The 17,573-nt window shown below is 74.0% G+C and carries 20 protein-coding genes; 10 read left to right on the top strand and 10 right to left on the bottom strand.

The features are described 5' to 3' along the window. The first annotated feature begins 67 nt into the window (after positions 1 to 67). Together CNQ36_RS07990 and CNQ36_RS07985 are read left to right on the top strand one after the other, a co-directional pair. Positions 68 to 1,195 (top strand): alpha/beta hydrolase, encoded by a 1,128-nt coding sequence (locus CNQ36_RS07990; protein WP_228312932.1) that lies wholly within the window; start codon positions 68 to 70, stop codon positions 1,193 to 1,195. 167 nt (positions 1,196 to 1,362) lie between these two features. Then, on the top strand, positions 1,363 to 2,814 hold the full coding sequence (locus CNQ36_RS07985) for a hypothetical protein (RefSeq protein WP_176116867.1): 1,452 nt from the start codon (positions 1,363 to 1,365) through the stop codon (positions 2,812 to 2,814). Between the two features lie 56 nt (positions 2,815 to 2,870). On the opposite strand, the gene CNQ36_RS07980 is transcribed toward CNQ36_RS07985, so the two are convergent. Next, the gene (locus tag CNQ36_RS07980) at positions 2,871 to 3,284 is read right to left on the bottom strand and encodes a VOC family protein (protein ID WP_121545472.1); all 414 of its coding nucleotides are present in this window, start codon (positions 3,282 to 3,284) and stop codon (positions 2,871 to 2,873) included. Positions 3,285 to 3,483: 199 nt separating this feature from the next. Here CNQ36_RS07980 and CNQ36_RS07975 point away from each other — a divergent pair, with 199 nt between their 5' ends. The 3 genes from CNQ36_RS07975 (at position 3,484) to CNQ36_RS07965 (ending at position 6,556) form a co-directional block, all read left to right on the top strand. Beyond that, complete coding sequence (locus CNQ36_RS07975) at positions 3,484 to 5,082, top strand: ABC-F family ATP-binding cassette domain-containing protein (protein ID WP_004933034.1); 1,599 nt, start codon at positions 3,484 to 3,486, stop codon at positions 5,080 to 5,082. A 343-nt stretch (positions 5,083 to 5,425) separates the two neighbouring features. After that, on the top strand, positions 5,426 to 5,647 hold the full coding sequence (locus CNQ36_RS07970; RefSeq protein WP_029385158.1) for a helix-turn-helix domain-containing protein: 222 nt from the start codon (positions 5,426 to 5,428) through the stop codon (positions 5,645 to 5,647). Between the two features lie 105 nt (positions 5,648 to 5,752). Further along, positions 5,753 to 6,556, top strand: a complete 804-nt coding sequence (locus CNQ36_RS07965; RefSeq protein ID WP_121545471.1) for an enoyl-CoA hydratase/isomerase family protein — start codon at positions 5,753 to 5,755, stop codon at positions 6,554 to 6,556. Positions 6,557 to 6,685: 129 nt separating this feature from the next. Here the strand turns inward: CNQ36_RS07965 and CNQ36_RS07960 are convergent, their stop codons facing one another. Beyond that, positions 6,686 to 7,447 carry a nucleopolyhedrovirus P10 family protein gene (locus CNQ36_RS07960; RefSeq protein ID WP_121545470.1) on the bottom strand — a complete coding sequence of 254 codons (762 nt, stop codon included), beginning with the start codon at positions 7,445 to 7,447 and terminating at the stop codon, positions 6,686 to 6,688. Positions 7,448 to 7,533: 86 nt separating this feature from the next. Here CNQ36_RS07960 and CNQ36_RS07955 point away from each other — a divergent pair, with 86 nt between their 5' ends. Genes CNQ36_RS07955 through amaP form a run of 5 tightly spaced genes read left to right on the top strand, consistent with a single transcriptional unit; the run spans position 7,534 to position 9,822 of the window. Next, positions 7,534 to 8,028, top strand: a complete 495-nt coding sequence (locus tag CNQ36_RS07955) for an Asp23/Gls24 family envelope stress response protein (RefSeq protein ID WP_121545469.1) — start codon at positions 7,534 to 7,536, stop codon at positions 8,026 to 8,028. A 27-nt stretch (positions 8,029 to 8,055) separates the two neighbouring features. Continuing rightward, positions 8,056 to 8,241 carry a hypothetical protein gene (locus CNQ36_RS07950; protein WP_121545468.1) on the top strand — a complete coding sequence of 62 codons (186 nt, stop codon included), beginning with the start codon at positions 8,056 to 8,058 and terminating at the stop codon, positions 8,239 to 8,241. Then, positions 8,238 to 8,618, top strand: coding sequence for a hypothetical protein (locus CNQ36_RS07945; protein ID WP_121545467.1), 381 nt, complete (start codon positions 8,238 to 8,240; stop codon positions 8,616 to 8,618). The genes CNQ36_RS07950 and CNQ36_RS07945 overlap by 4 nt, the downstream gene beginning before the upstream one ends. Next, the gene (locus CNQ36_RS07940) at positions 8,615 to 9,241 is read left to right on the top strand and encodes a DUF6286 domain-containing protein (RefSeq protein WP_228312931.1); all 627 of its coding nucleotides are present in this window, start codon (positions 8,615 to 8,617) and stop codon (positions 9,239 to 9,241) included. Before CNQ36_RS07945 ends, CNQ36_RS07940 begins: the two co-directional genes overlap by 4 nt. Positions 9,242 to 9,243: 2 nt before the next feature. Continuing rightward, positions 9,244 to 9,822, top strand: a complete 579-nt coding sequence (amaP, locus tag CNQ36_RS07935) for an alkaline shock response membrane anchor protein AmaP (RefSeq protein WP_121545466.1) — start codon at positions 9,244 to 9,246, stop codon at positions 9,820 to 9,822. A 195-nt stretch (positions 9,823 to 10,017) separates the two neighbouring features. Here amaP and CNQ36_RS07930 read toward each other — a convergent pair whose 3' ends face one another. The 8 genes from CNQ36_RS07930 to CNQ36_RS07895 form a co-directional block, all read right to left on the bottom strand. After that, a complete protein-coding gene (locus CNQ36_RS07930; protein ID WP_121545465.1) occupies positions 10,018 to 10,773 on the bottom strand; it encodes an SDR family oxidoreductase in 756 nt (251 codons plus the stop codon). Positions 10,774 to 10,777: 4 nt separating this feature from the next. Then, on the bottom strand, positions 10,778 to 12,559 hold the full coding sequence (locus tag CNQ36_RS07925) for a glycoside hydrolase family 15 protein (RefSeq protein ID WP_121545464.1): 1,782 nt from the start codon (positions 12,557 to 12,559) through the stop codon (positions 10,778 to 10,780). Positions 12,560 to 12,592: 33 nt separating this feature from the next. Then, positions 12,593 to 12,955, bottom strand: a complete 363-nt coding sequence (locus CNQ36_RS07920; protein WP_121545463.1) for a hypothetical protein — start codon at positions 12,953 to 12,955, stop codon at positions 12,593 to 12,595. After that, positions 12,952 to 13,554, bottom strand: a complete 603-nt coding sequence (locus CNQ36_RS07915) for an RNA polymerase sigma factor (RefSeq protein WP_121545462.1) — start codon at positions 13,552 to 13,554, stop codon at positions 12,952 to 12,954. Before CNQ36_RS07915 ends, CNQ36_RS07920 begins: the two co-directional genes overlap by 4 nt. Then, positions 13,551 to 15,113: a sodium:solute symporter family protein gene (locus tag CNQ36_RS07910; protein ID WP_121545461.1), complete on the bottom strand. Its 1,563-nt coding sequence runs from the start codon at positions 15,111 to 15,113 to the stop codon at positions 13,551 to 13,553. The genes CNQ36_RS07915 and CNQ36_RS07910 overlap by 4 nt, the downstream gene beginning before the upstream one ends. Positions 15,114 to 15,319: 206 nt before the next feature. After that, complete coding sequence (locus tag CNQ36_RS07905) at positions 15,320 to 16,117, bottom strand: SURF1 family cytochrome oxidase biogenesis protein (RefSeq protein ID WP_121545460.1); 798 nt, start codon at positions 16,115 to 16,117, stop codon at positions 15,320 to 15,322. A gap of 51 nt (positions 16,118 to 16,168) precedes the next feature. Beyond that, positions 16,169 to 16,402 carry a hypothetical protein gene (locus CNQ36_RS07900; protein ID WP_004933066.1) on the bottom strand — a complete coding sequence of 78 codons (234 nt, stop codon included), beginning with the start codon at positions 16,400 to 16,402 and terminating at the stop codon, positions 16,169 to 16,171. 99 nt (positions 16,403 to 16,501) lie between these two features. Next, positions 16,502 to 17,485: a DEDDh family exonuclease gene (locus CNQ36_RS07895; protein ID WP_121545459.1), complete on the bottom strand. Its 984-nt coding sequence runs from the start codon at positions 17,483 to 17,485 to the stop codon at positions 16,502 to 16,504. Positions 17,486 to 17,573: the final 88 nt, after the last annotated feature.

Raw genomic sequence — 17,573 nt, 5'->3', positions numbered from 1 at the left:
CGCCCGCCCGCCACCCCGCACGTTCGCCCGCTGGCCGGGTACCCGTTCCGACATGACACTGGAGAGCGTGCGCACTGTCAGAGCGACGGCCGCTGCCGTCACCGCCGTGCTGGGGGCCGGGGCCGCCGCGGTCGCCGCCGGCCGGTTCGCCAGCGACGCCGCCCTCAGGACGCCCCCGGGCGGCCCCCTCCCCACCGAGCCCAGACTCACCGTCCACGCCACCGCCGCCGGCCGGATCAGCCTCACCCGGGACTTCGCCGCGCTGCGCCCGGGCACCTACGGCCTCGCCGGTGACGCGTTCCACGCCGTGGTCGGACCCGTGCTGGCCGGCGCCCCGGAGTCCGCCGACACCGTGGCACGCCGTCTCGAACGCGTCACCTACGGCACCGTGGAGCCCGGCGACCGCGCCTGGCTCGTCCCGAACCTGTACACCGGCGAGCCGGGCACCGCCCTCGGCCTGGACAGCACCGCCCTCGACATCCCCGGCGAACTCGGACCGCTGCCCGCGTGGTTCGTCCCCGGGGCCCGGGACACCTGGGTGATCGCCGTCCACGGCCTCGGCGCCACCCGGGAACACACCATGAACCTCATGGCGTACCTGCACCGCCACGGCATCCCGGTGCTGGCCCCCGCCTACCGGGGCGACCCCGGCGCGCCCCGCTCCCCGGACGGCCTCAACCACCTCGGCGAGACCGAGTGGCGCGATCTCGACGCCGCGCTCCACCACGCCGTGGACTCCGGCGCCCGGCAGGTGATCCTCTACGGCTGGTCCACCGGCGCGGCCATGGCGCTGCGCGCCGCCGCCCGCTCCGAGGTGCGCGCTCGCGTCGCCGGTCTGATCCTGGACTCCCCGGTGCTCAACTGGGAGGCGACCCTGCGCGCCCTCGCCGCGGCCCGGCGCACCCCGGCCCCGCTGCTGCCGCTCGCGGTGCGCGCCGCCCAGGGCCGCACCGGCCTGTACGGCGACCGCAGGCCCGGCGCCGCGCACACGAACCGGATCACGGTGCCCACCCAGATCTTCCACGGCCCCGACGACACGGTGGCCCCCTGGCGGTTCTCCCGCCGGCTGGCCGCCGCCCACCCGAACACCATCACCCTGCACACCGTCAGGGGCGCCCCGCACGCGGCGATGTGGAACGCGGACCCGCACTCCTACGAGGAGATCCTGCGGCGCTTCCTCACCCCCCTCATGTGACGGCGGCCCGGAGGCGGGGGAGGCGGTGCCGGGGATTCCGTTTACCGTCGAACCAGTGGCCTGAATCCTTCCCTCCGGCTGCATCCGGGCCCGGGGCGAGGGCCGTTCCACGGCCCCCGCCGACATTCCGTTTGGGTTTTCGGACCGTCACGCGGAAGACTGCACCCGTGACGTCCCGTATCCCGCGCGACTCCAGGCTTCGACTCGTCCGACCGCGACCCCTGGCCGCCGCCCCCAGAGCGATGAACCAGCGGCGGTCGCGCCGCCCCGCGCCCCGCCCCCCGGAGGGCACGCCGGCACCGGCGGAGCTGGCCAGAATGGCGCGCTCCGGTCTGGCCGCCGCGGCCCGCGTCGCCCGCTGGGCCGACGCCGCCCTCGGCCCCGGCGGGGACAGCGCCACCGCCGACGGCAAGGCCACCCTCTCCGACGCGACCGCCGAACGGGCGGCCCGTGCCCTGGGCCTGACCTCCGCTCAGGTCCGCGCCGACTGGGACACCGCCCGGCTGGCCGGTCTCATCGAGGTGCACGGCGACAGCGCCCGCCCCGGCTGGCGGCTGCGCGCCTGGGACCGCGACGACAGCGCCGTACTGCGCGGCTGGGTCGCCCTCTGCGACGCGTGGTCGCTCGCCCACCCGGAGCCCGAGGAGTACGAGGCCGCCGCCGTCGCCGAGGTCGTCACGGCCATGCCGCAGGTCCTCTCCTTCCTCCAGCTCTCCGCCGGCCCGGTCCCCGTGCCCCAGCTCCTCGACCTCCTCGAGCAGCGCGTGACGGAACTGCGCACGGAGCGGTGCGAGGTCGACTACGCGCCGCCGTCCGAGGCCCCCGGCCCCGGCCGTGACCTCAGACCCGCGGTCCCGCTGCAGCGGCCGCGCCCCGCGCTCGCCGCACCGGCCGCCGACGCCCCGCTCGCACCGCTGCTCGACTGGGCGCTGCGGGCACTCGCCTCCGTCGGCGCCCTCACCTACGGCGACGGGCAGGCCACGCTCACCCCGCTCGGCAACTGGGCGGTGTGGGTCAAGCTGGAGCAGATCTGCGTCGCCGCGCAGAGTCCCGCCGGGAACATCGAGCAGGGCGCCGAGGACATGCTGCGCGGCTGCGGCCGGCTGCGCCCCAACGCGGCCCGCGCCGAGTACCGCGCCTGGCTCGCCGCCCGCCCCGTCGGCAGCGCCGTCACCGAACTGATCGCCGCCGCACGCGGCGAGGATGCCCTGCTGCGCGGCCTCGCCTTCGAGGCGCTGCGGGTGGTCGGCGCCCCCGCCGAGCCCGAGGTCCGCGCCGCCCTCGACGAGCCGACGCTGCGCCCCTACGCCCTGCTGTGGCTCGCCGAGCACGACGGCGCCGATCCCGAGGACGCCCACGAGATCCTCACCCGGGAGGAGGCCACCTGGCTGTGGGTGGACACGGCGGCCGCCGTCGCCGACCACGGCGAGGCCCCCCTGCTGGTCAGGCATCTTGAGTCCGCGATACAGCCGACCGTCCCCGCGCTGCTCACCGAGGTGCGCGCCGTCGGCCACCCGCGCACCGTCCAGGTACTGGTCGCGCTCGCCGCCGCCCACCCCGATCCGGCCCTCGCCAAGGCGGTCCGCCGCGCCGCCTTCCAGGTCCACACCGGCGGCTGACACCGGCCCCCGGGGGCGCCGCCCGGCCTCCCGGACCCGGACGGGAGCTCCGGGCCTCAGCCCCCGGTCTCCGGGGCGTAGGTGCCGAAGCTCCAGACGTTGCCCTCGAGGTCGCGGGCCAGGTAGTCGCGGGAGCCGTAGTCCTGGTCCGTCGGGGGCATCAGGATCTCCGCGCCCTGCTCCACCGCGCGCCGGTGGTGTGCGTCGGCGTCGTCCACGACGACGTACACCCCGGCAGGGCCCGCTCCCTCCATCGCCGTGTCGAAGACCCCTCCGCGGCCCTTCGTGCCCAGCATCACCGCACCGTTTCCCTGCACCAGCTCGGCGTGCATCACGGTGCCGTCCTCGCCCTCGTACACCGACAGCTCCGTGAACCCGAAGGCCTCCGTGAGCTGCCGGATCGCCGCCTTCGCGTCCCTGTACAGCAGTGTCGGAACCACGCTCGGACGCCCGCCGCCCGTACCCGCCATGCGATCACTCCTCAGCCGTATGTCCGGATGTAGCCCATTTTGGCACCGGCCGCCGAGGACGGCCGGGGGACCCGCACGCAGAAAAAAGCGCTTGCACCGCCCCGTTAGAATGGCTCGCATGGCCATTCTCCTCGCGCATTAGACGGCGGGAACGTCCTCAGCCGCCCACCGCCACCCACACCTGCCCTGGAGTCTGTCCGTGATCTCCGCCTCCGGCATCGAGCTGCGCGCCGGTGCCCGCGTCCTCATCGAAAGCGCCACCTTCCGCGTCGCCAAGGGCGACCGCATCGGCCTGGTCGGCCGCAACGGCGCGGGCAAGACCACCCTCACCAAGGTCCTCGCCGGCCAGGGCATCCCCGCCGGCGGCACCGTCACCCGCTCCGGCGAGGTCGGCTATCTGCCCCAGGACCCCCGCACCGGCGACCTCGACGTGCTCGCCCGCGACCGCATCCTCTCCGCGCGCGGCCTCGACGTGCTGATCCGCAAGATGCGCGACAACGAGCAGCGCATCGCCAACGGACAGGGCGCCACCCGCGAGAAGGCCCTCAAGCAGTACGAGCGCCAGGAGACGGAGTTCCTCACCAAGGGCGGATACGCCGCCGAGGCCGAGGCCGCCACCATCGCCGCCGCGCTGAACCTGCCCGACCGGGTGCTCGGCCAGCCCCTGCACACCCTCTCCGGCGGTCAGCGCCGCCGCGTCGAGCTGGCGCGGATCCTGTTCTCCGACGCGGACACCCTGCTCCTCGACGAGCCGACCAACCACCTCGACGCCGACTCGATCGTCTGGCTGCGCGACTACCTCAAGACCTACCGCGGCGGCTTCATCGTGATCTCCCACGACGTCGACCTGGTCGAGACGGTCGTCAACAAGGTGTTCTACCTGGACGCCAACCGCGCCCAGATCGACGTCTACAACATGGGCTGGAAGCTCTACCAGCAGCAGCGCGAGGCCGACGAGAAGCGCCGCCGGCGCGAACGGCAGAACGCCGAGAAGAAGGCGGCCGCGCTCAACGCCCAGGCCGACAAGATGCGCGCCAAGGCCACCAAGACGGTCGCCGCGCAGAACATGGCCCGCCGCGCGGAGAAGCTGCTGTCCGGCCTCGAGGACGTCCGCCAGTCCGACAAGGTCGCCAAGCTGCGCTTCCCCGAGCCCTCGCCCTGCGGCAAGACCCCGCTGATGGCCGAGGGCCTGTCGAAGTCGTACGGCTCCCTGGAGATCTTCACCGACGTCGACCTGGCCATCGACAAGGGCTCCCGGGTGGTCATCCTCGGCCTCAACGGCGCCGGCAAGACGACCCTGCTGCGGCTCCTGGGCGGCGTCGAACAGCCGGACACCGGCGCCGTCGTCCCCGGCCACGGCCTCAAGCTCGGCTACTACGCGCAGGAGCACGAGACCCTCGACCCCGAGCGCTCGGTCCTGGAGAACATGCGCTCCGCCGCGCCCGACCTGGACCTCGTCGAGGTCCGCAAGGTGCTCGGCTCGTTCCTGTTCTCCGGCGACGACGTCGACAAGCCGGCCGGTGTCCTGTCCGGCGGTGAGAAGACCCGTCTCGCGCTGGCGACCCTGGTGGTCTCCTCCGCGAACGTGCTGCTGCTCGACGAGCCCACCAACAACCTCGACCCGGCCAGCCGCGAGGAGATCCTCGGCGCGCTGCGCACGTACAAGGGCGCGGTGGTCCTCGTCACGCACGACGAGGGCGCCGTCGAGGCGCTCCAGCCGGAGCGGATCATCCTGCTGCCGGACGGCGTCGAGGACCTGTGGGGCGCCGACTACGCGGACCTGGTCGCCCTCGCCTGACCGGTTGACCGAAGGCGTGATCCACGGCGTATGGATCATTCGGCCCATCGGTGATCCATCATTCGTGTGAGATCTCCTCATCCCGAGGTGTGTCCTACACGGATTTCGCGGCCGAGTCCCCGGTGGACCGGGGCTCGGCCGTCGCACCTTTCTGACCTGGTACTTCGCGGAGGAACCCGTTCGGAGGTACCGCTCGCACCCCGCGGAATCTGTCATTCCGTATGTGGGGACGCGCTCCCGTCGTCACAACCTTGTCTCATCGACCTTGCCGAATGGGTGGCCATGAGGGCCGGGAGGGGTGATCATGAGGAGACCAGAGCGCACTTCCCATGAGGAGGCACGGGTGGCCGAGACTCTGAAGAAGGGCAGCCGGGTGACCGGCGCCGCGCGCGACAAGCTCGCGGCAGACCTGAAGAAGAAGTACGACGCCGGTGCGAGCATCCGGGCGCTGGCCGAGGAGACCGGCCGCTCGTATGGCTTCGTTCACCGCATGCTCAGCGAGTCGGGCGTCACGCTCCGAGGGCGTGGCGGGGCGACACGGGGCAAAAAGGCCCCTTCGGCCTGACCCGGGCGCGCCACGATCCCGATGGTGGCCACCCGGTCGGACGACTGACCGGCCGGGTGGTTACTGTGCAGTCACTTAGACGACCGCACCCATCGGAGGCGCCCCATGGCTTCGTCCGCCCAGGACCTCGGTCCGGTACTCGACAAGGACGGCGTACGGCTCACCGTCGACGACGCGATCGCCACGGTGACGCTGACCAACCCGGCCAAGCGCAACGCGCAGAGCCCCGCTCTGTGGCGGGCGCTGACCGAGGCGGGCCGGCTGCTGCCCGGCTCCGTCCGGGTCGTGGTGCTGCGCGGGGAGGGCAAGTCCTTCTCCGCCGGTCTCGACCGGCAGATGTTCACTCCCGAGGGAATCGAGGGCGAGCCGTCGTTCATCGACCTCGCGCACCGCGACGACGCCACGCTGGACGCGACCATCGCCGAGTACCAGGAGGCGTTCACCTGGTGGCGGCGCAACGACGTGGTGTCCATCGCGGCCGTCCAGGGACACGCCATCGGGGCGGGCTTCCAGCTGGCCCTCGCCTGTGACCTGCGCGTCGTCGCGGACGACGTGCAGTTTGCCATGCGCGAGACCAGCCTCGGTCTCGTCCCCGACCTGACCGGTACGCACCCCCTGGTGGGGCTGGTCGGCTACGCCCGCGCGCTGGAGATCTGCGCGACGGGCCGCTTCGTCACGGCAGAGGAGTCCGTCAGCACCGGCCTGGCCAACCTCGCCGTGCCCGCGGCCGAGCTGGACGCGGCGGTCCAGGACCTCGCCGCGGCGCTGCTGGCCGCCCCGCGTGACGCCGTCATCGAGACCAAGTCCCTGCTCCGCGGCGCCCAGCACCGCACCTACGACGAACAGCGCACCGCGGAACGCGCCGCCCAGACCCGCCGCCTCCGAGACCTCGCCACCCTCGACGACTGACCCCGCCCGCCCGCCAGCCTCCGCAGCTGCGGGCAGTCGTGCCGCTGGGGCGGCACGGGTGGGCGCAGCGGCACCCCGTAAGCGCCGGGCCGCGCACCCCACCCCCGCCCCAGCACACCCCGGCACCGCTCAGTCGACCGCGGTGACCAGCACCGCCACCGTCGGCCCGTCCGGCAGCACCGCCCCCACCGCCACCCGAACCCCCCGCACCACATCCAGCGGACGCACACCCCCCGCAACCGCGAGATCCACCCGCACATGCCGCCGAGGCAGAGCCCCCACGGACGCCCGCTCGCTCACCTGCACCGACCTCCCCAGCACCCCCGTGAGCCGACTCACCCCCGGCACGGCAAGCGCCGCCACCCCCACCCGCTCCACCTCCGCGTCGCCGCCGACACCGCCCTCACCGGACTCCGGCGGCCCGGAACCCGCCTCCCCACCCCCCTCCGCGGACGGCACGGGCTCCACCTCCAGCAGCTCCGCCACCCGCAGATCCACCTCCACCACGTCCAGCCCGATCCGCTCCACCGCCCCCTCCGCCAGCACCGCGCGCACACGCTCCGCGGTCTCCGGCAGCGGCCGGGCCGCCGTGGCCGAGAACTCCGCCGTCACCCGCAGCGGCTCCGGAGGCAGAGCACCCGGCGGAGCCGGCACGGCCGGCAAGACCGACACGGCCGGTTCACCCGCCCGGCCCACCGCCTCCGGCCCGGCGAGCCCGATCCGCACCCCGTCCAGGCGTACGCCCGGCGCGTCCCGCGTCACCGCGCGCCGCAGCACCACCTCCGCCGCCCGTTCCGCGATCCACCCGCCGTCGCGTGGTCCGCCGAGGGCCAGGAACCTGCCCAGCCCCACCTGTTGCCGCACCGCCCGTGTCAACCGGTCCGCCGTCATTCCTCCAGCCTGACGCATCTCAGGCGCGAAGCCGGGCAACCGCGCATAACGTGGTCCTTGGGGGACGACCGAAGGGATGTACGGCGATGACCGACATGACCGAGGGTGGCCCGCCGCGGGCCACCGACACGGAGAAGACCCTCTCGGAGAGCACCTCGCAGAAGGGCCGGCAGGCCCGGCGCGGCACGGGCGCCCCCGGGGCCCGTGGCCGTACCACCATCGCCGACGGCGTGGTGGAGAAGATCGCGGGGATGGCCGCGCGGGACGTGTTCGGCGTGCATGCCATGGGCAGCGGGCTGTCGCGGACCTTCGGAGCCGTCCGCGACCGGGTGCCCGGTGGCTCCAAGGCGGTGACGCGCGGTGTGAAGGCCGAGGTCGGCGAGTTGCAGACCGCGCTCGACCTGGAGATCGTCGTCGACTACGGCGTGTCCATCGGAGACGTCGCCAGGGACGTGCGGGAGAACGTCGTCGCGGCGGTCGAGCGGATGACCGGCCTGGAGGTCGTCGAGGTCAACATCGCGGTCAGCGACGTGAAGCTGCCCGACGAGGAGGAAGAGGAGCCGGAGACCCGGCTTCAGTGAGGAACCGGCGAGCGAACGGAGCGCACCATGAACATGGCCGTGGTCGGCATGATCGCCGGCATGGCCCTGGCCTTCGCCGGGTACTTCGGCGGATTCGGGGCATTTCTGCTGGTGGCGGCCCTGGGTGCGGTCGGATTCGTCGTCGGCCGGTTCCTCGAGGGGGACCTGGAGTTCGGCGACTTCTTCCGCTCCCGTGACGAACGGCGGCGGTGACGGCGTTGACCACGGTCACCGAGCCAGGCCGGGGTCCGGCCGCCGTGGCGCCGGGCGAGCGCGGGGCGACCAGGATCGCCGACCGGGTGGTCGCGAAGATCGCCTCGCAGGCAGCACGCGAGGCGGTCGGCCCCCTGCCGCCGGACGCGGCGCCACCGCACGCCACCGTCGTCGTACGGCACGACGCCGCCCGCGTCCGGGTGCACGTCGAACTCGGTTATCCGGGCGACATCGGCGGCCGGTGCGCACAGGTGCGGCGCCGGGTGGTGGAACGGGTGCGCGCGCTGGCGGACATGCACGTGCCGGAGGTCGTCGTGCTGGTCGAACGGCTGCACGTGGCGGCCGGGCCGGTGGAGTCCCGGGGGAGGACGCGATGAGCGACCTCGAGGGCACGCTCCTGGAGGGCAGGCCGCCGGCCGGGGACGGCGCGACCGCCGTGCCCGGCGAGGCCGGCCGCCGGCGGCGCTTCTGGTCGGCGCGCCGGGTCCCCGCGGGCCTGGTCGCGCTGGTGATCCTGGTGATCGCGGCCGCGTTCCTGTACGACGTCGTGGCGGTGCGGGCCGGCCGTACCGCGCTGAGCTGGCGCCGGGATCTCGCCCGGCAACTCGCCGAACGGCCCCTGGACGACCCCTGGGTGCTGACCGGGGCCGGCGTCGCGGCCGCGCTCGGACTCTGGCTGCTGGCGCTCGCGCTCACGCCCGGTCTGCGCTCCGTGTTCCCCATGAGCCGCGCCGACCCCGACGTCCGCGCGGGACTGCACCGGGACGCCGCCGAGTCGGTGCTGCGGGACCGGGCCATGGAGGTGGCCGGCGTGCGGGCGGTGCGGGTCAGGGTGAAACGCGCCCGTGCGGACGTCCGCGCGGTGTCGCACTTCCGTGAACTGGACGACGTACGGGCCGACTTGGCCGCGGTGCTCAACGAGGCCGTGAGGGGGCTGGGCCTGGCCCGGCCGCCCGAGCTGTCGCTGCGGGTACGGCGGCCCGGCCGGAAGGGGCGGTAGGGGTGCTCGGCATCATCAACCGGGTGCTGACCGGGATCGTGGGGCTGGTGCTCGTCGCCCTCGGCGGGTCGGTGCTGGCGATCGGTCTTGGCGCGCCGGCGCCCTCGTGGTGGCTGCACGACGGGCGGCACGACGTGCTGCTGAGCGACTCCGAGCGGACCCGGTGGCGGGACCAGGGGTGGTGGTGGCCGGCCGTGATCGCCTTCCTCGCCGTGCTGGTGCTGCTCTGCCTGTGGTGGCTGCTCGCGGTGCTCCGCCGGCGGCGAGTGGCCGAGGTGGTGGTGGACACCGGCGACGACGAGGAGGCGTCACTGCGCGGGCGGGCCCTGGAACAGGCCCTCACCGACGAGGCGACTCACCTGGACGGCGTCGCCCGGGCCCGCGTCCTGCTCACCGGCCGCAGAGGCACGCCGAAGGCGAGGATCCTCCTCCATCTGGAACCTCACATCGACCCGGCGACGGCCCTGCGCACCTTCGCCGAGGGCCCCCTCACCCACGCCCGCACCTCGGCGACCCTCCCCGCCCTCCCCACAACCCTCCACCTGCACACCCGAAAACACCCCCCAGAACGAGTCACCTGACCCACCTCACCCCCGCACCACGCACTCCGCGCCCCCGCACTCCACGCCTCCGCCCCCGCACTCCGCGGGCAGTCGTGCCGCTGGGGCGGCACGGGTGGGCGCGACGGCACCCCGCAAGCGCCGGGCCGCGCAACACCCCCCGCCCAGCACCAGCACCGGCACCGGCACCCGCCCCCGCAGGGCCCCGCACCGGCATCAGAACCCGTGCCGCACCCCACCGTCCACCGGCACCATCACACCCGTCACATAGGACGCCGCCGGCGACATCAAGAACGCCGCCGCCCGCCCGAACTCCGCAGGAGTCCCGTACCGCCGCAACGGAATCCGCGACTCCGCCGCCCGCCGAGTGGCCTCCGGATCGGCGGACAACGCGTCCAGCTCCCGCACCCGGTCCGTGTCGATACGCCCCGGCAGCACCCCCACCACCCGGATGCCCCGCGGCCCCAGCTCGTCCGCCAGCGACTTGGCGAACCCGGCCAGCCCCGGCCGCAGCCCGTTCGAGATCGTCAGCCCCGGAATCGGCTCGTGCACCGACCCCGACAGCACGAACCCGATGACACCCCCCTCGCCCAGCTCCGCCGCGGCCGCCCGCGCCATCCGCACCGCACCCAGGAACACCGACTCGAACGCGGCCTGCCACTGCTCGTCGGTGGTGTCGGCGACGAACCCCGGCGGCGGCCCGCCCACGCTGACGAGAATGCCGTCGAAGCGCCCGAACCGCTCCCGCGCGGTGGCGATCAGCCGCGCCGCCGCACCGGGATCGGCGTTGTCGACGGCCACCCCGACCGCGTCCGGCCCCAGCGCGGCCGCCGCCTCCGCGACGGACTCCTCCTCCCGCCCCGTGACGACCACCTTCGCCCCGTCCGCGACGAGCTCCCGCGCCGAGGCGTTGCCCAGCCCGCGGGTCGCCCCGGTCACGACGTACACCCGGTCCTTCAGTCCAAGATCCATGGCCCTATCCTGCCTCCTCGTCCCCGAACAGGGCGAGAGCGGTGTTCACCAGGCCGATGTGGCTGAACGCCTGCGGGAAGTTGCCCAGCAGCCGCCCGGCCGCCGGGTCGTACTCCTCCGCCAGCAGCCCCACGTCGTTGGTGAGGCCCAGCAGCCGTTCGAACAGCTCCCGTGCCTCCTTGGTCCTCCCCGTCATGTGCAGGGCGTCCGCCAGCCAGAACGAGCACACCAGGAACGTGCCCTCCGCGCCGGGCAGCCCGTCGAGGGTGGCGGCGTCCGGGGTGTAACGGCGCACGAAGCCGTCCTGCCCCAGCTCCGCGCGGACCGCCTCGATGGTGCCGAGCACCCGCGGGTCGTCCGGCGGCAGGAACCCCACCCGGGGGATCAGCAGCAGCGCGGCGTCCAGTTCGCGTGAGCCGTAGGACTGGGTGAAGGTGTTCCGCTCGGGGTCGTACCCCTTCTCGCACACCTCCCGGTGGACCTCCTCGCGCAGCTCCCGCCAGCCCTCCAGGTCCCCTTCGAGGTCCGGGTCCTCCTCCATGGCGCGCACCGCGCGGTCGGCGGCCACCCACACCATCACCTTGGAGTGCACGAAGTGGCGCCGGCCGCCGCGCACCTCCCACAGCCCCTCGTCCGGCTGCCGCCAGGCCGAGCGAAGGAACGTCAGCAGCACCGACTGCAGGGCCCACACGTCCGGATGCGCGGACAGCCCCGAACGCCGGGCCAGCGCCAGGGAGTCCACGACCTCGCCGTACACGTCCAGCTGGAGCTGGTTCACCGCGTCGTTGCCGATCCGCACGGGCACGGCGCCGTCGAAGCCGGACAGCCACGGCAGTTCGAACTCCGGCAGCCGCCGCTCGCCCGCGAGCCCGTACATGATCTGCAGGTCCCCCGGGTCGCCCGCGACCGCGCGCAACAGCCAGTTGCGCCAGGCCTCCGCCTCGTCCTGGTAGCCGGCGGCCAGCAGCGCGTTCAGGGTCAGTGTGGAGTCGCGCAGCCAGCAGAAGCGGTAGTCCCAGTTGCGCACCCCGCCCGGCTCCTCCGGCAGCGAGGTGGTGGCCGCGGCGACGATGCCGCCGGTGGGACGGTAGGTGAGCGCCTTGAGGGTGATCAGCGACCGGACGACCTCGTCCCGGTACGGCCCGTCGTAGCGGCAGCGGGCCGCCCAGGCGCGCCAGTCCGTGACGCTGTGCCGCAGCGAGGAGTACGGGTCGACCAGCGGGGGCCGCGGCTCGTGGGAGGGGTGCCAGGTGAGCACGAACGCCACCCGCTCGCCCTCCCGCACCGTGAACTCCGAGACGGTGCTGTGGTCCTCGCCCCGGGTGTCCACCTCCGGCACGCTGCGCAGCCACGCCGAGTCCGGCCCGGCCACCGCCACCCGGTGGCCGTCCGCCCTGCGCACCCACGGCACGACCGAGCCGTAGTCGAAGCGCAGCCGCAGCGTGCTGCGCACGGTCACCTCACCGCGTACGCCCTCCACGATCCGCACCAGGTCGGGTGCCCGGTGGCGCTGCGGCATCAGGTCGGTGACCCGCACCGCCCCGTCGGGGGTCTCCCACTCGGTGTCCAGGACCAGCGTGTCCTTGCGGTAGGACCGCCTGGTGCACCGGTCCGCGCCGGCCGGGGCGATGCGCCAGTGCCCGTTGTCCTCGTTCCCGAGCAGCCGGGCGAAGCAGGCCGCCGAGTCGAAGCGGGGCAGACAGAGCCAGTCCACGGAGCCGTCCACGCCCACCAGGGCAGCGGTCTGTTCGTCGCCGATGAGCGCGTAGTCCTCGATACGGTGCACGGGGTGCGGGTTCCCGGCCGAAGGGGGCCGCAATCAGGGCAGGCGCCGGGGGAGTGACGGGCCGTCGGCCGCCGCCGCGCCGTCGCCGTTGAAGATCACGCCGGGGTTCGCCGGGGCCTGGTTGAGCACCCACAGGCCGATCAGCGTGGCCAGCGCGAACACCACCGCGACGAGCACGGTGAGGACCAGCCGCCGCCTGCGTTCGCGGCGCAGCCACTCGCCGCGGGCCGTGCGGTAGGCGTCCGGGTCGGGCAGCACCCCGCCGGCCAGGGCCCGCAGGGCGTCCCGGAGTTCCCGTTCGGTGCGGTCGGCGCCCGGCGGACGCGGCTGGACCGGCTCGTTGTCCGTGCGGTCCGGGCCGGTGCCACGCGACGGAGTCGCATCTCGATGCGTCATCGCCGCGCCTCCATCGCCTGGGTGAGCGCGGCGATCCCGCGCGAGGTGTGGGTCTTCACCGAGCCGCGGGAGATCCCCATCGCGGCGGCTATCTCGCTCTCCTTCAGCCCGAGCCAGTGGCGCAGCACCAGTGCCTCGCGCTGCCGGGCCGGAAGGTGCTGGAGCGCGTCGAGCAGTACCCGCTGGTCGTCGTGGAGCAGCGCGGTGTTCTCGGCGGACGCCACGATCTCGTCCGCCGGCGCCGGCGGACGCTCCTCGTGCCGGCGGGCGACCTGGAGGTGGCGGATCCGCATCCGGGTCAGATTGCAGACCGTGGAGCGCAGATACGCCTCCGCCGCGGCCACGTCCTTCAGCCGCCGCCACTTGCGGTAGATCTGGTAGTACGCCTCGGCCACCACGTTCTCCGGGTCGTCCGCGCCGAGCAGCACGGCCAGCCGCAGCATCGAGGAGTAGTGCAGCTCGAAGAGGCGGGCGACGCCGGCCTCCCGCTCCAGATCGGCCGGGCCGGTGACCGCCGGCCCGAGCGGCCCCGCCGCCGCTGCCGCCGCGGGGGTGGGGGCGGGCGGCAGGGTGGCCTGGGAGTGCTGTCTGCGTCTCACGGGTGGTTCGCTCCCGTCTGTGGACGTCGCCCGACCATCAGGCGGGACGGCAGGTCGGTGGCGTCGGCGCCGCGCGGGACGCCGAGGCGTGCGAGGACCGGGGTGCCGGCCACCGCGACGGTCAGATTGAGCAGCAGGGCGGCGACCCCGGCGTAGATCTCCAGCGGTCCCGCCCCGGCGTCGAGCGGCACGATCGAGGAGAACCCCTCACGCACCACCAGGTACGTCCCGGCTGCCATGCCCACGGCCCAGCCGGCGAGCAGCGCCCGCGGGTGCAGCCACCGGCTGTACAGGCCGACCGCCACCGCCGGGAAGATCTGCAGGATCCACACCCCGCCGAGCAGCTGGAGGTTGATGGCGTCCTGGTCGCGCAGCCCGAACACGAACGCCACCGCCCCGAGCTTCGCGGTCAGCGACACCGCCTTGGCGACCCGCACCTGACGCTTCGGCGTGGCCGTCGGATGGACGTACTCGACGTACACGTTCCGTACGAAGCTCGTCGCCGCGGCGATCGACATCACCGCGGCCGGCACCAGCGCGCCCACCACGATCGAACCGAACACCAGCCCGGCCAGCGGGCCCGGCATCAGCCGGTCGACCAGCATCGGCACGGCGGCCTCGGCGCCGCCCTCGGGGGCCCGCACCCCGGCCGCCAGGGCCGCGATGCCGAGGAACCCGAAGAGCGCCAGCAGCGCCGTCCAGGCGGGCAGCCCCGCCGACACCTTGCGCAGGGTGCGCGTCCCGTCGGCGGCGAACCCGGCGGTCAGCACATGCGGGTACATCAGCAGGGCGAGCGCGGAACCCAGCGCGAGCGTGGCGTAGGCGGGCTGCTGTCCCGGCGTCAGCAGCAGCGGGGAGTGGGCCGTGTCGGTGCCGCCGAGGGCGCGCGCCGCGCCGTCGAAGACCGCGCCGGGCCCGCCGAACCGGCGCAGCACCAGCCAGCAGACGGCGGTGAGCGAGACGAACACCGCCACCGCCTTCAGCGCGGAGATCACCGCGGGGGCCCGCAGCCCGTGCCGGTAGGTGGCCACCGCGAGCCCCGCGAACACCGCCACCATCACCAGGTCCCCGGTGGCGCCGTGCGGGTACAGCCCGCCCGCGGTGAGCACCGCGCGGATGCCCAGCAGTTGCAGCGCCAGGTACGGCATCGTCGCCAGGATGCCGGTCAGCGCGACGACCAGGGCCAGCGGCGGTGACCCGTACCGGCCGCGCACGAAGTCGGCGGCGGTGATGTAGCCGTGCCGCCGGGCCACGCTCCACAGCCGGCTGAGCAGCACGAACGCGAGCGGACAGACGATCACCGTGTAGGGCACCGCGAAGAAGGCGGGCGCGCCGTTGCCGTAGGCCAGACCGGGGACGGCGGTGAAGGTGTACGCCGTGTAGACCGTCCCGCCGAGCAGCAGCCAGGTCCAGCCGGTCGTGAGGCTCCGGTCGGCAAGCGCCCAGCCCTCCAGCGAGGGCAGCCGGTCGCTCGGCCGTAGCCGTCGCGCGGTGACGGCGAGCAGCGACGCCCCGCCGATCACGGCGAGGAACGTCGTGGTCATGGCGGCGTCGGCCATGAATCACCGTCCTTGGTGTGCTGTGCCCTCGGGGGAGAGTTGCGCGGACGGCCCGTCCGGATGACAGCGGACGAGGGGCACATCCGTCCGGCGCGCCGCGTCACTCTCGCACAGACCGCCCGGAACCGGGAGGGGCGGCGCAGGTCACAGCAGGGAGCGGCCCTTCACGGGCACGGCGCCGGCCGTCCGGCCGTGCCCGGCCCCGGCTACACCGCCGCCGGTTCCGTCTCCTCGGCGCCCGTCTCCTCGCCCGCCGTCCGCGACCGCTCCCGGGTCTCGCGGCGGACCAGCACGACCCAGCCGACCGGCACGGCCGCCGCGAACAGCCACCACTGGACGGCGTACGCGTAGTTCAGCGCCGCGTTCTCCTTGCCGGGGTCGCCCAGGCGCTGCGGGACGTCGCCCTTCGGCTCGGGCGCCGTCTGCGCCACGTAGCCGCCGAGCACCCGGGCGCCGAGCCGCTCCGCCTCCCGCTCGCTGTCGATCAGCATGATCTGCCGGTCCGGCAGCCCCTCGAGGTCCTTGATCCCGCTCGCCTCGGTCGTCTCGTCGGGCATCAGCCGGCCCTCGACCGTGACCTCGCCGCGCGGCGGCGCGGGCACCTCGGGGAACGCGGTCTGGCTCGGTCCGTCCGCGGGGATCCAGCCCCGGTTGACCAGCAGCACCCTGCCGTCCTCGAGGATGAACGGGGTCAGGACGTGGAAGCCGACCTCGTCGTCGGCGTTGACGCGGCGGCGGACGACGACCTCGTCAGCGGTGTCGAAGTGCCCCTTGGCGGTCACGGTGCGGTACCGCTCGGTGCGGGTGATGCGGTGGCCCGGGGCGGCCAGCCGCTCCACGGGCACCGGGTCGGCGGCCAGCGCGTCGGCGACCAGCTGGTTGCGGGCGGCGCGCTCGTCGTGGCGGTCCATCTGCCAGAAGCCCAGCCAGATCATCGTAGGAACGAGGAGCAGGGCGACCAGTGTGATGATCACCCACTGGCGGGACAACAGAAAGCGGTACACCCCACGACCGTACAACTCGGTCGCGGGGTGCCTTCAGCCGGGTACGTCCCTTCACACCCGGTCGATGATCCCCGCATTTCCCTCGGCGCGGGCGCAGTGGGCGCCGCAGTACCAGTGCCCGTCCGCCTCGACGCCCTGGCCGATGATCTGCACCCTGCAGTGCTCGCAGATCGGGGCCATGCGGTGGATCGCACAGGAGAAGCAGTCGAAGACGTGCACCGAGCCCTGTGCGTGGACCTCGAAGGTCATTCCGTAACTGTTGCCGCAAACTTCGCATGTCGCCATGGGCCACAGGGTGAGCCGTCGGCCCGGCGCGGGCGAGCGGGCGGCGGGCGAGTCGCCCGCCAATCACCCGTCCGTACGGTCGTCCCTCCGGTGTCGCGGTCAGTTCTCCCGCGCCGCCTCGACGTCGCCGAGCAGCTGGCCGAACGCGGCCTCGTCGACGACCGGCGTGCCGTACTGCCGGGCCTTGACCACCTTGGAGGTGCCGGATTCCGGATCGTTGGTGACCAGGAGGCTGGTGAGCCGGGACAGGCTGGTGGCCACGTGCAGGCCCGCCTCGGCCGCCCGGTCCTCCAGCAGGTCCCGCTCGGTCGAGGTGTCCCCGGAGAACGCCACCCGCATGCCCTGCCTGAGCCGCCCGCCCGGCTCGTACCGGCCCGGGTTGGGGTACGGGCACGCGGGCCGCTTGCGGGACGGGCGCCAACTGGCCGGACGGTAGCCGCCGGGGCCCGCCTGCTGCCCGATGCGCGGCCGTTCCGTCCACTCCGTCAGCGGCCGGCACTCGTGCAGCGGCAGCCGTACGCCCCCCGCCGCCGCGGCCCGCAGGCTGGGCCGGAACGCCTCCGCCAGCACACGGGCGTCGTCCAGCGCGTGGTGCGCCCGCCGCTGTACGACGCCGAAGTGCGCGGCGAGCGACTCCAGCTTGTGGTTGGGCAGCGGGAGCTTCAGCTCCTTGGAGAGCGCGATGGTGCACAGCCGCTGCCTCACCGGCGCCTCACCCCGCGCGCGGGCGTACTCCCGGGCGATCATCTGCCAGTCGAAGACCGCGTTGTGCGCGACGAGCACCCGGCCCTCGAGCCGGGCCGCGAACTCCGCGGCGACGTCCTTGAAGAGGGGCGCCCCCTCGAGCACGTCGCTCGTCAGGCCGTGGATCCACACCGGGCCGGGGTCCCGCTCCGGGTTGACCGTCGTGTACCAGTGGTCCTCGACCTCGCCGCGCGCGTCCAGGCGGTAGACGGCCGCGGAGATGATGCGGTCGTCCCGGGCCAGCCCCGTGGTCTCCACGTCGACGACCGCGTATCCCTCCGGATACGCGGCCGGCCACACGGTGGGGGAGGGCGCTGCGGTCGTGAGGTCATCGAGCATGGTTCACGAGGATACGGGCCGGGACCGACACCCCGGCCCGTCAGGTCCCCTGCCGGGCACGGACGTTCGGATGCCGGGAATGTCCGTA

The organism is Streptomyces fungicidicus (genome assembly GCF_003665435.1).
GTDB lineage: Bacteria > Actinomycetota > Actinomycetes > Streptomycetales > Streptomycetaceae > Streptomyces > Streptomyces fungicidicus.
Note: the sequence above shows the minus strand (reverse complement) of the source record. Positions and strands in the feature narration are given on the sequence as shown.

What these genes read in the sequence shown, in the direction of transcription:
- CNQ36_RS07980 (WP_121545472.1), bottom strand. Translation starts at nt 3,284, where the DNA reads ATGGCGGGTACGGGCGGCGGGCGTCCGAGCGTGGTTCCGACACTGCTG.
- CNQ36_RS07965 (WP_121545471.1), top strand. Translation starts at nt 5,753, where the DNA reads ATGGCTTCGTCCGCCCAGGACCTCGGTCCGGTACTCGACAAGGACGGC.
- CNQ36_RS07960 (WP_121545470.1), bottom strand. Translation starts at nt 7,447, where the DNA reads ATGACGGCGGACCGGTTGACACGGGCGGTGCGGCAACAGGTGGGGCTG.
- CNQ36_RS07955 (WP_121545469.1), top strand. Translation starts at nt 7,534, where the DNA reads ATGACCGACATGACCGAGGGTGGCCCGCCGCGGGCCACCGACACGGAG.
- CNQ36_RS07950 (WP_121545468.1), top strand. Translation starts at nt 8,056, where the DNA reads ATGAACATGGCCGTGGTCGGCATGATCGCCGGCATGGCCCTGGCCTTC.
- CNQ36_RS07940 (WP_228312931.1), top strand. Translation starts at nt 8,615, where the DNA reads ATGAGCGACCTCGAGGGCACGCTCCTGGAGGGCAGGCCGCCGGCCGGG.
- CNQ36_RS07930 (WP_121545465.1), bottom strand. Translation starts at nt 10,773, where the DNA reads ATGGATCTTGGACTGAAGGACCGGGTGTACGTCGTGACCGGGGCGACC.
- CNQ36_RS07920 (WP_121545463.1), bottom strand. Translation starts at nt 12,955, where the DNA reads ATGACGCATCGAGATGCGACTCCGTCGCGTGGCACCGGCCCGGACCGC.
- CNQ36_RS07910 (WP_121545461.1), bottom strand. Translation starts at nt 15,113, where the DNA reads ATGGCCGACGCCGCCATGACCACGACGTTCCTCGCCGTGATCGGCGGG.
- CNQ36_RS07900 (WP_004933066.1), bottom strand. Translation starts at nt 16,402, where the DNA reads ATGGCGACATGCGAAGTTTGCGGCAACAGTTACGGAATGACCTTCGAG.
- CNQ36_RS07895 (WP_121545459.1), bottom strand. Translation starts at nt 17,485, where the DNA reads ATGCTCGATGACCTCACGACCGCAGCGCCCTCCCCCACCGTGTGGCCG.